Raw genomic sequence first — 14,956 nt, 5'->3', positions numbered from 1 at the left:
CGCAGCCCTGTCGTCTTTCGGCCCGCAGCCCTGTCGTCTTTCGGCCCGCAGCCCTGTCGTCTTTCGGCCCGCAGCCCTGTCGTCTTTCGGCCCGCAGCCCCGTCGTCTTTCGGCCCGCAGCCCCGTGGTCCGTCAGGCCCACAGGGCCTGATCTTTTAGGGGCGCGGGGAACTGCGCGAGAAGCCCCCCGGACCCGCGGATGGGGTCGAAGGGGCGCGGTCCCGGCGCAGGCCCGCCGAACCGGCATGGTTCGGCGGGACCTTGACGGAGGGTCAGGCTCCCGGCGGCGGGGGCACCCTCGCGGGTCGGCCCGACCCCCGGGTCAGGGTGTACCCGCCGATGCCCGCCAACGCGGCCAGGGCCGCGCCGAGCGCCGTCCATACCCAGCGGTCGCTCCACCAGCCCGACGCCCAGCCGTCGTCGGGTTCCAGGGAGGAGAGGACGGCCTCGGCCGAGGAGTCCTCGTCCTCCTTCTGGGAGGTCACGGCGATGCCCGGGACCAGCGGCTGCGCCAGTGAGCCGTCGACCGCGGCGGAACCGCCGATGTCCTTGGAGTCGGCCTGGATCTCGGTGTCGACGGGCAGGCCGAGGTCGGCCGTGGCCAGCCGGGTGGTGGTCAGGCGGATGTAGTACGTGCCGGGCAGCGGGTCGTCGGACCACTGCTCCGACCAGGCACGGACCGTGCGCAGGGTACAGGACAGCTCGACGGAGGTCGCCGCCGCCCCCGCGGTCCGGGTCTGGGCGCCGTACTGGCAGGCCTGGCGGCGCCGCAGCCCGTCGTACACGTCGATCTGCCAGGTGGAGGAGGACTGGGCCCCCTCGGGCAGCTTGACGGTCGCCCGTACGGTGGGCCGCTGCCCGGCGTCGGCCGGGAACGACCAGTACAGGTAGTCGCCGGTCGAGGCGCCCGCCGTCGCGGTCTCGCCCTGCTCGAACTCCGTGGCCGTACGGAAGGAGGTGCCCGCCTCGGTGGGCGCGTCACCGTCCTCCGACGGGCTCGCGGAGGGGGTGGAGTCGGCGAAGGCCGGAGAGACAGCCAGGCCGAGCATCAGCAGGGCCGCGCTCAACACACGTGTGATCCGCATCAGTTGGTCCTCCAGACCGCGAGCCGCCAGCGTGACAGCCAGCCCCACAGCACACCCGCCAGGAACCCGACGAGCACCAGCACACCGAGCAGCCACCAGCCGCGGCCGAGGCCGAAGGAGGCGACATCGCTCGCCTGGTCGGGCCCGTCCACGACGTCGACGGTGATTTCGAGCGGCAGACCGGGCGTGGTCTTCACGCCGCTCGCCGGAGAGTAGGAGTTGGTCACCTGGAGGCACACGGTCTCGGTGACGTCCTCGTCCGCTGAGTCCTCTGCGTTCTCGGCCTCCGCCTTCGGATAGCGCAGGCCCGTCGAGACGACATCGGTACGGCCGTTGCCCGCCGCCTCACCGCGGACGATCTCGCGGTTCTTGAGTGTCACCGCGCGCAGCAGCACCCCGTAGTCCGGGTTGACCTCGCGGTCGGCCGCGACGCTCACCGAGGCGCGCAGCTCCTGGCCCGGCTTCACGTCCACGCGGTACCAGCGCTGCCGGCCGAACTCCTCGCGGTCGGTGTACAGACCCGACGTGAGCGTGGGCGCCTCCGCGCATGCCTCGGCGCCCTCGACGGCCTTCGGCACGACCACCGGGTCGGCGGCACGGTCGACCAACTGGTTGACGCGGTCGGTGAGTTCGTCGCGGTGCTCGATCGAGGTGTATGTGCCGCCGGTCGCCTCGGCGATGCAGCTCAGCTGGAGCCGCATCTTGGCGTTCGGGACCAGGCCGAGCGTGTCGATGGTCAGTCCGATGCCCTTCGCCGCGATCTCGCGGGCCACCTCGCACGGGTCGAGCGGGGCGCAGGTGTCCTCGCCGTCACTGATCAGCACGATGCGCTTGGTGCCTTCGCCGCCCTCCAGGTCGTCGGCCGCCTTCAGCAGCGCGGGCCCGATCGGGGTCCAGCCGGTCGGCGTCAGCGTCGCCACCGCCGTCTTCGCCTCGGTGCGGTCCAGCGGCCCCACCGGGTAGAGCTGCGCGGTGTCCTTGCAGCCCGTCTTCCGGTCGTCGCCCGGGTAGTTGGCGCCGAGGGTACGGATGCCGAGCTGGACCTCCTCGGGCGTGGCGTCCAGCACCTCGTTGAACGCCTGCTTCGCCGCGGCCATGCGGGACTGCCCGTCGATGTCCTTCGCCCGCATCGAACCGCTGACGTCCAGCAGAAGGTTGACCTTGGGCGCCGTGGCCGTGGTCTCGTCGGCGACGGCCGTGGACGGGACCGCGATCCCGGCCGTCAGGGCGGCGAGCAGGACGAGCACCCCTGCTGCCAACCGTTGTCTTGTGATCATCGGCGGATCCTATTGATCCAAGGGGCCACGCTTCAAAACGAGACCGGCTGTTCACGAGGTGGACAACCGGTCCCGGCCTCCCCCGGGGGTCTGCCGCTCACCGCAGCGGACTCGGCACCTCCGCCCAGATGTCGCCGGGCCGCTCCGGCGAAAGTCGCATCAGCGTCAACGCCTTCGTCGGTACCGGCCCCTCCAACAGCGTGCGGAGATCGGCGGTGCGCGGCAGATCCCGTACGGCGGTGGAGAGCGCCTCGCGCAGGACGGGCGTCGAACCGGCCGTGGCGCCCAGAGTGCCCGTGATCAGGGCCCCGAACAGCTTGCGGCGCAGGGTGGTCTCGTCGTCCGTGATGATGCGGCCGCTCATCGCCGGGGCCGCGATGCCGTGCCGGGCGAGGCGCGCCGGGCTGACCCGGATGTCCGCGAGGTCGCGGTAGACGAGGCGGCGGGGGGCACCCGACGGGGACAGCACCACCAGGAGGTTCTGACCGTGTGCCTCCAGGGCCACGCCCAGGTCGAGGAGCCGGAGGCAGACCGTGAGCGCGAGTCGGGCGAAGTCAGCCAGCCAGGACGGCGACCGGGGCAGCTCGGTCGTCGCGAGCGCCGCCACCGGTACGACGCGCTCACCGGTCGCCGTGTCCGCGTACGTCTCCGGCGACTCCCGCAGCACCGCCGCCAGATCCGGCGAACCGGCGGTGACCGCGCCGAGCGTGCGGGTCACGTGCAGCAGCCCGTCCGTGCGGGCGGCCACCTCCGCCATGAAGTCCGAGACGATCGCCGAGGTCTCGATCGAGTAGACCGAGATGTCCCGCACGGAGGAGGTCAGCCGGGCGCTCAGCGCTGTCTTGACGTGCGGGCCGCCGTCCGGGAGGGCGAGGGTCCGCAGGGACATCAGCGGATGGGCCTCGATCACCTCTCCCAAGGCGGACTTGAGCACATGGGCCGCCTGCCACGGGTGCACCGGAACCAGCACCCGTCCACGGTCCCGCAACCATTGCGGCCACTCCCCGACGACCAGCGCGTCCTCCACCGGCGCGAGCCCCAGCCGTACCACCTGCCCGTGCTCCGGCCCGTAGGCGAGCTGGTCCCCCGCCGAAAAACCGGGCCGGGAACGGCAGTTGGGGTGGAACGGGTGGCCGTCGACGATCCGCTGCTCCCACTCCCAGTCGGCCACGGGGGACGTGACAGCCGTCCGCTGATTCGCGCGGGACAGGGCCAACGAGGCCACACTGTGGTCGAGTTCGGCGGCGAAGGCCGCGCTGTGCGGCACGGCGAGGGCCGACATGAGCCGCGCCGGACGGTCGTGCGACCGCTCGTCGAGCCGTACTTCGGAGGTGTGCGCGGAGGTGTCGTACGGGTCCACGGGCGGGCCGTGCAGCCGGCGGCCGTCGGCGAGGTGGAGCGTGATCCCGTCGTCCCCGGCCGCCTCCCGGCGCACCACCCAGGGCAGCGGCTCATGGACGAGGCCCCGCCACAGCCGGGACAGCACGGCCGCCCGGGCACCGGGCAGCGCGGTCGTGCAGGGCAGCGTCAGATCGGGGCGCACGGCGCCCAGCTCGGCGCCGAGCGCCGCCTCGGCGTCGGACATCGGGTGACGGTCCACGGACGGGCTCCTCGGGTGCGGGGACGGTGGCGGAGGGTACGGAACCTGCATCGGTATCGGCGTACGACCACTGCCCGCATGCCTCCGCCGCGACGCATGCCGGGCAGACATACTGATCACGAACGCACCGTATGGAACGCACCGTAGGGAACGAAGGGACCCCGTGGACGCCACCCCGCCCCGCGACGACGTCGGCACCGCCGCCGACGCCCACGCCGCCGCACCGCTGCTGAACTGTCTCCTGCGGGAGGTGGCGGAGCCCGTCGATCAGGAGGCGGTCGGACGGGAGGCGGCGGAGCAGGTCGACCAGGAGGCGATCGGAGCGGTGGAACAGGTCGAGCCGGGCGCGACCGGAGTGCACAGGCTCACAGCCGGCGGCCGCCTCCTGCGCGTGCGCGGCACGCGCCGCCCCACCGGCCCCGAGGTGTTCGCGGCGGGCGCCTGGCAGCCGCTCACCCACGCCGAACTCGTCAAACTCGCCGCCGAGGAACTCCGCGCCCGCACCGGCCTGTCCAACTCCGAACTGCCCGCCGAGATGCTCGACAGCCGCGAGGCCGTGGCCGCCCTCCTCGCCGCGCGCGGCCGCACACCGGCCCCCGAGGACCCGTACCGCCGTTCCGAACAGTCCCTGATCACCGGGCATCCCTACCACCCCGCCCCCAAGGCTCGCGGTGGCGGCCCGGTCGCCGGCTGGCTGCCGTACGCGCCCGAGGCGTACGCCGACTTCCCGCTGACGCTGCTCGGGGTCCGGGAGGACGCGGTGGTCGAGGAGGGCGACACGACCGCCCTCGACAGCCTCGGCACGGCCCCGCCCGGGTACCGCCTCCTGCCCGCCCACCCCTGGCAACTCGATCTCGTGGGACGGGAGTTGACCGATGCCTTCGCCGACGGCCGCCTCGTGAGGCTGGGTCGGACGGACGGCGAGGTCTGGCCCACGGCGGCGATCCGCACGGTGTACGTCCCGGGGGGCACCCCCGGCCGGTCCGCCGAGGCCGACCTCTTCCTCAAGTTCAGCCTGGACGTACGCATCACCAACGACATCCGCCGTCTGTGGCGCCACGACCTGCTCAAGCTGCGCCGTACGGACAGGGCGGTCACCGCGGCCTTCGCCGAACTGCCGGGTGCCTGGCTGAGCGACCGCGGATACCGCACGGCCGACTTCGCCTTCGAGGAGCTGGCGGTCCTGGTGCGGGACGGGCTGGGCGGCCATCTGGCCCCCGGCACGACCCCCTTCCTCGCCGCCGCCCTCACCGAGAGCACCGAAGCCTTCCCCGGCAGTCCGCCGGCCGGCACCGCCGACCCCGAGGCCTGGTGGGAGGCGTATCTGCGCGCGGTCGTGCCCCCGGCCCTCGGCGCCTTCCACCGGCACGGCGTCGTCCTCGAAGCCCACCTCCAGAACACCGTCGTCGCCTGCGACCCCGCCGGCACCCCCGTCCGGGTCCTGTACCGCGACGCCGAGGGTGTGAAGCTCCTGCCGGACGTGACCCGCGCGGCGGGCTGGGAGCGGCTGGTGTACTGCCTGGTCGTCAACAACATCCTGGAGATCGCGGCAGCCGTGTCCGAACACCACCCGGGCATCGACCCCTGGCCCGCCGTACGACGCGAGCTGGGGCGGCACCGCGACATCCCGGAGGTCGCGGACCTCCTCATCTCGCCGACCCTGCCCGCCAAGACCAACCTGCTGCTGCGTTGGACCGGAGCGGACGGGGCGGACGCCCGGTACCTGCTGGTGCCCAACCCGTTCTGTCGAGAACCTGTTCAGACGCGGTGAGTGTGATCGTGCACGACGGCAATCCGGTTCTGCAGTGGCCCGTGTGCTGCGCGAAGTGACCGTGAAGCTGTCCACCCAGGGGCACTGACCTGCGGTGATGCGGCTACGTCCATGGCTGACCTGGATGATGAGGGGCGGGCTGCCGGGCAGAGGCGGGTGTCCCTGCCCGGCAGCCCGTGGGGGTCAGGCTGTGGCGGGGGTGTAGTGGGAGGCGTCGTCGCCCTCGATGACGTGGCTGAGAGTGCCGTCGACACCGGCCGGGACGTCGCCCGCGACGGTCACCCGGTGCAGCAGGCGCGGCAGGTCGCCGTAGTCGTCGGGGGCGTAGTGCTGGGTGATGCGGTTGTCGAACAGGACGAGGTCGCCGGGTGTCCAGGCCACGCGCACGATGTTCTCGGGACGTGTGACGTACGACTGGAAGATGCGCAGCAGGTCACGGGAGTCGGACGGGCCGAGGCCCACGATGCTCTGGGCGAAGCCGCCGATGAACAGCCCGCGCTCCCCGGTCTCGGAGTGGACGCGGACGACCGGGTGGGCGGTGCGGTACGTCCGAGAGACGAACCGCCTGCGGTGCTCGGCCGCCTTCTCGTTCTTCGGGGCGGCGTAGTCGTAGTCGTTGGTGTGCACCGCCCACAGCTTGTCCGCCAGCTCGCGCAGTGGCTCGGGCAGGTCCCGGTAGGCGGCGGCCGCGTTGGCGATGAGGGTGTTGCCGCCGTAGGGCGGGATCACGATGCCGCGCAGCGTGGACGCCTTCGGGGGCGTACGGACGAAGGTGACGTCCGTGTGCCAGTGGTTGGCGCGGATGCCCTCGTCGCCGTCGACGGGCAGGATCTGCGGCCGGCCGTCGACGGAAGGCACGGTGGGGTGCGCGGTGGTGAGTTCGCCGAAGAGGGAGGCGAAGCGGAGCTGGCCCGCGTCGTCAAGGTTCTGGTCGCGGAAGACGAGTGCCTTGTGTTCCAGGAGAGCGGAGTTGATCTCGGTGACGATGGCGGGGTCGAGGTCGGCCGAGAGGTCCACGCCGAGGATCTCGGCGCCGATACGGCCGCCGATCCTGCGGATGTCGAAGCCGGTGCTGGTGGTCATGTGCGGGTGTTCCTTTCAGGAAGTGATCATGGAGAGGTGATCGGTCGGGAGGTCGTCAGGAGGTGATGGGCAGGGAGGTTCCCTGGGGCCCCGGGGGTCCCAGGGGAGGGCAGTCATGCGGGTTGCCCTTCTCCTACGGCCGCCGCGGCCAGCCGGTTGGCGGGACGGGGCAGGCCGTAGTTCTCGCGCAGGGTGCGGCCGGTGTACTCGGTACGGAACAGGCCACGCCGCTGGAGGATGGGCACCACGTGGTCGACGAAGTCCTCCAGACCGCCCGGCAGATGCGGCGGCATGATGTTGAAGCCGTCGGCGGCACCCTGGGTGAACCACTCCTGGAGCTGGTCGGCGATCTGTTCCGGGGTTCCGGCGACGGCGCGGTGGCCGCGGCCGGCTCCGAGGCGGGCGATGAGTTCGCGCAGGGTGAGGCCGTCGCGGTGGGCGAGTTCGGCGACGAGCGTGAAGCGGCTCTTGTTGCCGTTGATGTCCCGCTCCTCGGGGAGCTCGGGCAGCGGCCCGTCCAGCGGGAGCCCGGTCAGGTCGGTGCCGAGCATCCCGGACAGCTGGGCCAGCCCGTACTCCGGCACCTGTAGTTCCGTCAGTTCCCGCTCCAGCGCTCGGGCTTCCGCCTCGGTCGAGCCGATGACGGGGGCGATGCCGGGAAGCACCAGCAGCTGGTCCTCGGTGCGGCCGTAGCGGGCGAGCCGTGACTTGAGGTCCTTGTAGAAGGCTTGGCCGTCGGCGAGGGTCTGCTGGGCGGTGAAGACGGCCTCGGCGTGCTGGGCGGCGAACTCCTTGCCGTCCTCCGACGAACCGGCCTGCACCAGCAGCGGGTATCCCTGCGGGCTGCGCGGCACGTTCAGCGGGCCCTGCACCCCGAAGTACTCCCCGCGGTGGTTCACCTCCCGCACCTTGTCCGTGTCGGCGTAGACGCCCCGCTCACGGTCGAGCAGGATCGCGTCGTCCTCCCAGCTGTCCCACAGCTTGGTGGCGACCTCGACGAACTCCCGCGCCCGCTCGTAGCGCAGCCCGTGTTCGAGGTGCTCCTCCTGGCTGAAGTTGCGGGCCTCGTTCAAGGTGCCGGAGGTGACGATGTTCCAGCCGGCCCGGCCGCCGCTGATGTGGTCCAGGGAGGCGAACTTGCGGGCCGTGTGGAAGGGCTCGTTGAAGGTGGTGGAGACGGTGGCGATCAGGCCGACGTGCTCGGTGACCGCCGCCAGTGCCGACAGCAAGGTGAGCGGTTCGAAGCCGCCGAGGGCGTTGTGCCGGACCTTGCCCCACAGGGCGAGGCCGTCGGCGAGGAAGACCGAGTCGAGCAGGCCGCGCTCGGCGGTTTGCGCGAGCTGCTGGAAGTAGCGCAGATCGGTGACCCGTTCGGGCTGGGTCCGGGGGTGGCGCCAGGCGGCGTCGTGATGGCCGGCGTTCATCAGGAAGGCGTTGAGACGCAGGCGTCGGGGGCTGGTCGCGGTCATGGCGTTCCTCGGATCGGGGGGCTGCGAGACGAGCGGGTGACAGGGGGAGGAGGGGAGGACGGAGGCCGGTCAGCTGTTGGCGGGTACGCGCCAGGAGCTGAGCCGCCGTTCCACGGTCACCAGGAACTGGTTGAAGATCACGCCGATGGCGGAGATCGTGATGATGCCCGCGTACATCTGCGGGATGGCGAAGTTGTACTGCGAGGCGTTGATCAGATAGCCGAGGCCCGCCTTGGCGCCGATCATCTCGGCGGCGACCAGCACCAGGATGGACACCGCTCCGGCCAGCCGGATTCCGGTGAACATCACCGGTACAGAGGCCGGCAGGATGACTTTCTGGAACAGGCGGGGCGCGGGCAGATCCATCGACTTCGCCAGCTTCAGCAGGGTCGGGTCGACGTTGCGGACCGCGCTGATGGTGTTGAGCAGGATCGGCCAGGTGCAGGCGTACACCACGATGGAGATCTTCGATGTCTCGCCGATGCCCAGCAGCAGTACGAACACCGGCAGCAGGGCCAGGGCGGCGGTGTTGCGGAACACCTCAAGGAGCGGTCCGAGGAGGTCGGCGACCGGCCGGTACCAGCCGATCAGCAGGCCGAGCGGCACGGCGACGGCCACGGCGAGCCCGAATCCGCTGAACGAGCGCACCAGGCTGGCACGGGTGTTGTCGGCGAGCTGACCGTCGGCGGCCAGCCCCCACCAGGCGCGCGCGACCTCGCTGAACGGCGGCAGGAAGGTCCGGTCGACCAGGCCGAGTCGCGGTGCGGTCTCCCACAGCAGGAGCAGAGCCACGATCGCAACGGACCTGGTCGCCCCCTTGACCAGCAGGTACGGCAGTCGGCGGGCCGCCAGGCGGACATGGGCCGTCCGGGAGAGAACTCGGCGCGCGTCCGGCGGCGCTGCCTCAGGCGGCGCGGATACAGCGGAGGCAGCAGATACAGCAGATACAGCGGAGGCAGCGGGGGAAGCGGGGGAAGCGGGGGAAGAAGCGGCCGGGACGGGCTCGGCGGCGCGCGCAGCGCCCGGCGTCGTGGTCTTCTCGGTGGCCGTGCCGGTTGTGGGGCTCATACGGAAGCTTCCTCCTTCTCCAACTGCTGGGCCCTGGCCACCTCGTCGTGCAGCAGCGACCAGATCTCGTGCCGGTGTCGCGCGAACTCGGGACTGGAACGGAGGTCGTCCGTCGCCGTGCGGGAGTCGAAGGCGACCGGCACGATCTGTTTGATGCGGCCCGGCCTGGATGTCATGACGGCGACGCGCTGTCCCAGGTAGACGGCCTCGTCGATGCCGTGCGTGATGAAGACGACGGTCTTGCCGGTGCGTTGCCAGATGCGCAGCAGTTCGTCCTGCAGCGACTCCCGGGTCTGGGCGTCCAGCGCGGCGAACGGCTCGTCCATCAGCAACACATCGGGGTCGTAGGCGAGGCTGCGGGCGATCGCCACCCGCTGCCGCATCCCACCCGACAGCTCATGGGGATGGCGGTCCTCGAACCCCGTCAGGCCGACCAGGTCCAGGAACTCCCTGGCGCGTGCGGCCCGTTGACGTCGTGGGACGCCGGTGGCCTCCAGACCGAACTCGACGTTGCCCTGCGCCGTGCGCCACGGCAGCAGCGCGTATTGCTGGAACACGATGCCCCGGTCCAGGCCCGGTCCGGTGACGGGTTCGCCGTCCAGCAGGATCCGTCCGCCGGTGGGTTGGGTGAGGCCGCCGAGCAGATCCAGCAGCGTCGATTTTCCGCAGCCGCTGGGACCGACCAGGACGGTGAACTCGCCGGCGGCTATCTCCAGATCGATGCCTTCGAGTGCGGTGAACCGGGTTGCCTGCCGGGCCCTCGTCCGGTCCTTGACGGTGAATTCCTTCCGTACGTCCTCGAACACGATCTTGGGTGTGGTGGATTCCGGCATGAGATCAGCTCCCGCTCGTCGCGGCGGAGGACTTCTGGTTGCCGTTGAACTCGTTGGTGTACAGGTCCGACAACGTGACCTGGCCCTTCTTGATGTCACCGCGGTCGGCCAGCCAGTCGATCCACAACTGGAGTTCCTTGCCGGTGATCAGCCCCGCCTTCTCGGCGACGCCGTAGGACCGCCAGAACTTCAGGGGTGCGGTGTCCTCATTGCGGCCGCGCTTCTTCACGATGTCCGTCATCCGGGCGACGACCTCTTCGTGCGGAGTGGAACGGGTCCACTCGATGGCCCGCCCCACGGCGGTGACGAAGATTCGGGCCGTGTCGGGGTTCTGCTTCAGGAAGCGGTCCGTCATCACGTAGGTTCCAGCGCTGAATGCGCCGAGCAGCTCATAGTCGGTGAACAGCGGGCGGATGCCCCCGGTCGCCAGTGCCTTGTCGCGCAGAATGCCGCCGAGCACGGCCACGTCGATCTGCTTCTGGCGCAGCGTCTGCTCGGTGTTGACCGGTGGAACCACGAGTGGCTCGACATCGCCGATCTGTGCCCGGGACAGGCCGCCTCTCTGCAGATAGATGTCGAGCATGGCTTCGGAGTGGGCTCCGAGGGTGTTCATCCCGACCTTCTTGCCGACCAGGTCCCTGGCCGAGCGGATCGGGCTGTCCTCGAGGACGTAGTAGCCGCTGTAGGCGTACTTGTCGGAGCCGTAGTAGCTGATGACCGCCTTGATGGGGGCGTTGTTCGCGGCCAGTTTGACGACCGCGCCGTTGAACGCGCCGCCGAAGTCGACCTGGCCCGTGGCCGCGGACTGGATGTCCTGCGGCCCGCTGATGGTGTTGCCGACCCACTCCAGCTTCACGTCCTCCACATAGCCGAGGTCCTCGGCCAACTCCGGCAAAGTGACCTGGCCTGCCCATCCCTGGTATCTGAGGGTCTTCGTCTGGTTCTTGCCGGAAGTGGCCCCGGTCGCGGTCGTGCCGCAGCTCACGGCCACCGCGGAAAGACCGAGCAGGGAGAGAAACTGGCGTCGGGTCGATACGGTCGTGGCCATGGAAATGTCCTGTTCAAGGGAAAGGGAGACGGGGGTGGAATCGGTGGCGTGAAGAAGACGCGCCGACGGAAAGTGGTGCTCGGCAGTCGGGTGCCGGCAAGGGAGGCACTAAGAAGCCGAAAGGGGCCCTCAGGAATACCTGCGAGAAATCAGTCGTCTACGGCAACAGCGGTATGGCCGTTGCGGCAGGCGGTGAAATGGAGCGGGAGCGACGAGCGCCCGTCAGCGGGTTCAGAGGCCGACGGCACAGATGGCGCTGGCCTGACGTCGCAGATCGACGTGCAGGCGCGCGGCGAGGTTCTCGGACTTGCTCACAGCCAAGAGAGTTGCAGCGAAATCCGGCCAAGTCAATGTCGCCCGCGCAGGCGTCTCATATTCTCAACCGACCGACACGTGAGTGAAGTGCGGCGTTCACAATTGTCTGGATGCCGGGTTGCGTAGCCAATTTCGATCACGCCGAGTTCGCCGGGGAAAAGCCGAGCGGCATCGCAAGGTCAGACAGGCAGGACGAACTCGGGGTGCGCACCATTGAGGAAATAGTCCCCGACATCACGGAGCCGGTGAGTGACGGGCTCGTACAGGGTGTGGGTGCGGGCATTGCGCCAGAAGCGGTCGAAGCCCAGCCGTGCGGACGCGGAGCGGGCGCCGATGATGTCGAGGGCGCGGGCGGTGGACTCCTGCGCGGCCCTGGAGGCGGCGGTTTCGGCCATGGCCACGAGGACCGAGATCTCCGCGTACTCGTCGTAGGTGAGGTCTTCGCCTCGTGCCAGCCCGTCGTGCACGGCTTCCAGTGCTTGATCGGCGAGCGCGGACGAGGCGCGGGTGAGGACGGTGAGTTCTCCGTAGGCGGTCAGCACCTCCGGGTCCTGGGGGGAGGAGACCGGCGGGGCGGGGGGCCAGGGGGACTGGCCGGCCCTGCGGTACTCACGGGCCTCGGCCAGGACTCCCTCAGCCATGCCGAGGCGGAGCTGGACGGAGAGGAGACGCCCGACCGGCGATGTCAGAGCGGCCAGGGGCGACAGGTCGGCCTCGTCCACGGACAGGGAGCCGAGTACGTCGTCGGCGGCCACCGGTACACCGTCGAACTCCACGTTCCCGCCGGCCGCGAGCCGCTGGCCGAACGTGTCGGCGTCGCCGTCGATCCCCACGCCGTGATGGGCGGGATCGACGACGACGGCGTGTGGTTCGCCTGTATCGGCCTGTACGGCCCGCACGGCGAGCCGGTCGGCGACCAGGACCCCGGTGGCGTAACTCTGCCGGCCGTCGAGCGCATAGCCGCCGGCTGTCCTGGTCAGCGTCACGGGCCGGCGGGCGTAACCACCACCCCAGCACCACTGCTCCGCCGCGGACCGTTGCTCGATCTGAGCGGTGTGGGCGGGCTCGGTGAAGAACCGGACGCTCCACGACAGGAAGTAGTGACAGCTGAGCAGTTGACCGATCGCGCCGTCGGCTGTGGCGATCTTCCGGACGACGGCGTAGGCCGTGGGCCAGTCCGCGCCGCCTCCCCCGAGCTCGGCCGGTATGAGGAGAGTCAGCAGTCCCGCCTCGCGCAGCCGGGACACCTCGTCGAACGGGGCCTTGCCCGCCTGCTCCCGGGCCACCGCGTCCGTGGCCAGGTCGTCCGCCGTCTCGCGGGCCACGCGCAGCCAGTGCGCACGGCCGGGCCCGGTCCGGTCGGATTCCGAGGCGGGGCCGGACGGCGCAGTGGCAACGCCCATGGCAGGGGTCTCCTCAAGGTCGGCGGCACGGTGCGGTGTTGGTGCTCTCCTGCTGGTTGGGCACGTACTTGTAGCCCACGCGCCGCACGGTGACGATCTGGTGCCGGTGGGCGGTGCCCAGCTTGCGGCGCAGCCGCGCGATGTGGACGTCCACGGTCCGGCCGTCGCCGATGTGGTCGTATCCCCAGATGGCGGCCATCAACTGCTCGCGGGAGTGCACCCGGTGGGGCTGCTGTACGAGATGGGTCAGCAGCCCGAACTCCAGGTAGGTGAGGTCCAGTTCGGTTCCGTCCACCTCTGCGACACACCGCGTGGGATCGATGCGCACGACACCGCCTCCCGCCTCCGTCTGCCGCACGGGAGGCGAGGCCGTGTAGGCGACCGGTCGGATCTCCGGCCGTGTCACGTCCTTGGCGAAGAGCTGGGCGGGATCGGTGCCCTCGGGGACGAGCACGAGATAGCCGACGAGGGGAGCGGAACCGTTTCCTTCGTCGCCGTTCCGCGCGGTGTCGCCCACGAGGCGGAGATGGCGCATGTCGGTGAGCGGTGAGTCCGATGGAGTGGCCTGGGCCGGAAGTGCCGTGGTCATGGCGGTCGTCCTTCAGAAGTACGTCGGGCTGTCAGGCGCGGTGGATGGGTGCGCCTGATCACCGGGAATGAGAGAGAAGGAGCGGAACGGCACGCGTGAGGTGTGAGCCGCGTGCCTTACACGCGACAGCAGGCGGCGCTGACGACGTGACCAAAGTCGACATGCCGACGACGAACGAGTCGTTGCTGCGTGTGGGACATGTGCATCATCCTGCGCGCCCGTTGGACGGGCCGTCAATGCTTTCCTAGTAAATCGATAGGAAATGTAGGGCGCGCGACACCACAGGTGGGCTCACCGGTCCCCGCCGATCGCGGGACGGGCCTCGGCCGCGGTCGCCGCACCCAGTCGGGCACGAAGCGCGGCCAGATGGCCCCTGAGCCTCTGCACAGGCGTGGGCGGCAGCGCGCGGGCGGAGCCACGTGCGTAGGAGCGCTCGACGTAGAACTGCCCCACGCTGAGCACGGTCGTGACGGCGATGTACCAGAGGGTGGCCACCATCAGTAGCGGGATGACCTGGTAGGTCTGGTTGTAGACCAGCTGCACCGAGTAGAGCAGGTCGTGCACGGCCAGCACGCTGACGATGCTGGTGCCCTTCAGGGTGCCGATCAGCATGTTCCCCGCAGTCGGGACGATGGAGCGCATCGCCTGCGGGATGACGATCCGGCGCAGGGTGCGCCGCCTGCCGATACCGAGAGCCTGGGCGGCCTCCGTCTGGCCGGCGTCCACCGACAGGATGCCGCCGCGCACCACCTCCGCGGCGTACGCGGCTTCGTGCAGGGTCAGCCCGATGACGGCGGTGAGGGTGGGACCGAGCAGGTTGACCGTCTCGACGGTGACGAACTGGGGCCCGAAGGGGATGCCGAGGCCGAGCGTCGGGTAGAGGGCGCCGATGTTGAACCAGAACAGCAGCTGCACCAGCAGCGGGGTGGACCGGAAGATCCACACATAGCCCCAACTCAGCGTACGCAGCACCGGGTTGGCGGACAGCCGCATCACCGCCAGCGGGGTGCCGAGCAGGAAGCCGAGCACCATCACCACACCGGTCAGCCACAGTGTGAGCAGCAACCCGTCGAGCACGGCGGCGGTGGTGAAGTACCGGCCCACCACATCCCACTGGAAGGCGCGGTTGCGGACGACGGAGTTGACCACCATCGCGAAGACCAGCAGCGCGGCGGCAGCGGTCAGCCGACGGCCGACGTGCCGGCGCGGCATGATCCGTGGCAGGTCGTCCGTGGGGTCCTGGCTGCCGGAGGCTTTGAGATCTCGTGCGGGTGGGGCGGATGCGGAGAGGAGGGAGGGATCGGTGATGTCGGACGGCGAGGCCATCAGGAGGATCTCCAGGGGAGGGAGGCGCGGGCGTCGGTGACCACCCGGCGGCGGATGGTCGCGGAATCCGGGCACACACAGCGCGGGCA

At 70.3% G+C, this 14,956-nt stretch carries 13 protein-coding genes; 1 reads left to right on the top strand and 12 read right to left on the bottom strand.

From position 1 onward, the window contains the following. Nucleotides 1-272 precede the first annotated feature (272 nt). From JIX56_RS08185 to JIX56_RS08175, 3 genes are all read right to left on the bottom strand, one after another. Nucleotides 273-1,085 (bottom strand): hypothetical protein, encoded by an 813-nt coding sequence (locus JIX56_RS08185; RefSeq protein WP_257538103.1) that lies wholly within the window; start codon nt 1,083-1,085, stop codon nt 273-275. Continuing rightward, entirely contained in the window at nt 1,085-2,362 is a 1,278-nt protein-coding gene (locus JIX56_RS08180) for a VWA domain-containing protein (protein WP_257538102.1), read from the bottom strand. The genes JIX56_RS08185 and JIX56_RS08180 overlap by 1 nt, the downstream gene beginning before the upstream one ends. 97 nt (nt 2,363-2,459) lie before the next feature. Continuing rightward, on the bottom strand, nt 2,460-3,962 hold the full coding sequence (locus tag JIX56_RS08175) for an IucA/IucC family protein (RefSeq protein ID WP_257538101.1): 1,503 nt from the start codon (nt 3,960-3,962) through the stop codon (nt 2,460-2,462). 163 nt (nt 3,963-4,125) lie between these two features. Between JIX56_RS08175 and JIX56_RS08170 the strand changes: the two genes are divergently transcribed. Next, nucleotides 4,126-5,733, top strand: coding sequence for an IucA/IucC family protein (locus tag JIX56_RS08170; RefSeq protein WP_257538100.1), 1,608 nt, complete (start codon nt 4,126-4,128; stop codon nt 5,731-5,733). Between the two features lie 183 nt (nt 5,734-5,916). On the opposite strand, the gene JIX56_RS08165 is transcribed toward JIX56_RS08170, so the two are convergent. The 9 genes from JIX56_RS08165 to JIX56_RS08130 form a co-directional block, all read right to left on the bottom strand. After that, nucleotides 5,917-6,816 (bottom strand): TauD/TfdA dioxygenase family protein, encoded by a 900-nt coding sequence (locus JIX56_RS08165; RefSeq protein ID WP_257538099.1) that lies wholly within the window; start codon nt 6,814-6,816, stop codon nt 5,917-5,919. Nucleotides 6,817-6,929: 113 nt separating this feature from the next. After that, complete coding sequence (locus tag JIX56_RS08160; RefSeq protein ID WP_257538098.1) at nt 6,930-8,285, bottom strand: LLM class flavin-dependent oxidoreductase; 1,356 nt, start codon at nt 8,283-8,285, stop codon at nt 6,930-6,932. A gap of 69 nt (nt 8,286-8,354) precedes the next feature. Then, nucleotides 8,355-9,353 (bottom strand): ABC transporter permease, encoded by a 999-nt coding sequence (locus tag JIX56_RS08155; RefSeq protein ID WP_257538097.1) that lies wholly within the window; start codon nt 9,351-9,353, stop codon nt 8,355-8,357. Beyond that, on the bottom strand, nt 9,350-10,186 hold the full coding sequence (locus JIX56_RS08150) for an ABC transporter ATP-binding protein (RefSeq protein ID WP_257538096.1): 837 nt from the start codon (nt 10,184-10,186) through the stop codon (nt 9,350-9,352). The genes JIX56_RS08155 and JIX56_RS08150 overlap by 4 nt, the downstream gene beginning before the upstream one ends. Before the next feature lie 4 nt (nt 10,187-10,190). Further along, the gene (locus JIX56_RS08145; RefSeq protein WP_257538095.1) at nt 10,191-11,234 is read right to left on the bottom strand and encodes an ABC transporter substrate-binding protein; all 1,044 of its coding nucleotides are present in this window, start codon (nt 11,232-11,234) and stop codon (nt 10,191-10,193) included. Between the two features lie 231 nt (nt 11,235-11,465). Next, nucleotides 11,466-11,549 carry a putative leader peptide gene (locus JIX56_RS47950; RefSeq protein ID WP_443032026.1) on the bottom strand — a complete coding sequence of 28 codons (84 nt, stop codon included), beginning with the start codon at nt 11,547-11,549 and terminating at the stop codon, nt 11,466-11,468. Nucleotides 11,550-11,728: 179 nt separating this feature from the next. Beyond that, nucleotides 11,729-12,952 carry an acyl-CoA dehydrogenase family protein gene (locus tag JIX56_RS08140; protein ID WP_257538094.1) on the bottom strand — a complete coding sequence of 408 codons (1,224 nt, stop codon included), beginning with the start codon at nt 12,950-12,952 and terminating at the stop codon, nt 11,729-11,731. 13 nt (nt 12,953-12,965) lie between these two features. After that, nucleotides 12,966-13,541, bottom strand: coding sequence for a winged helix-turn-helix domain-containing protein (locus tag JIX56_RS08135; RefSeq protein WP_257538093.1), 576 nt, complete (start codon nt 13,539-13,541; stop codon nt 12,966-12,968). Between the two features lie 291 nt (nt 13,542-13,832). Beyond that, nucleotides 13,833-14,867, bottom strand: coding sequence for an amino acid ABC transporter permease (locus tag JIX56_RS08130; protein WP_257538092.1), 1,035 nt, complete (start codon nt 14,865-14,867; stop codon nt 13,833-13,835). Nucleotides 14,868-14,956 lie beyond the last annotated feature (89 nt).

Origin of the sequence: Streptomyces sp. CA-210063 (assembly GCF_024612015.1) — a bacterium.
In the GTDB taxonomy this organism is placed as follows: domain Bacteria; phylum Actinomycetota; class Actinomycetes; order Streptomycetales; family Streptomycetaceae; genus Streptomyces.
Note: the sequence above shows the minus strand (reverse complement) of the source record. Positions and strands in the feature narration are given on the sequence as shown.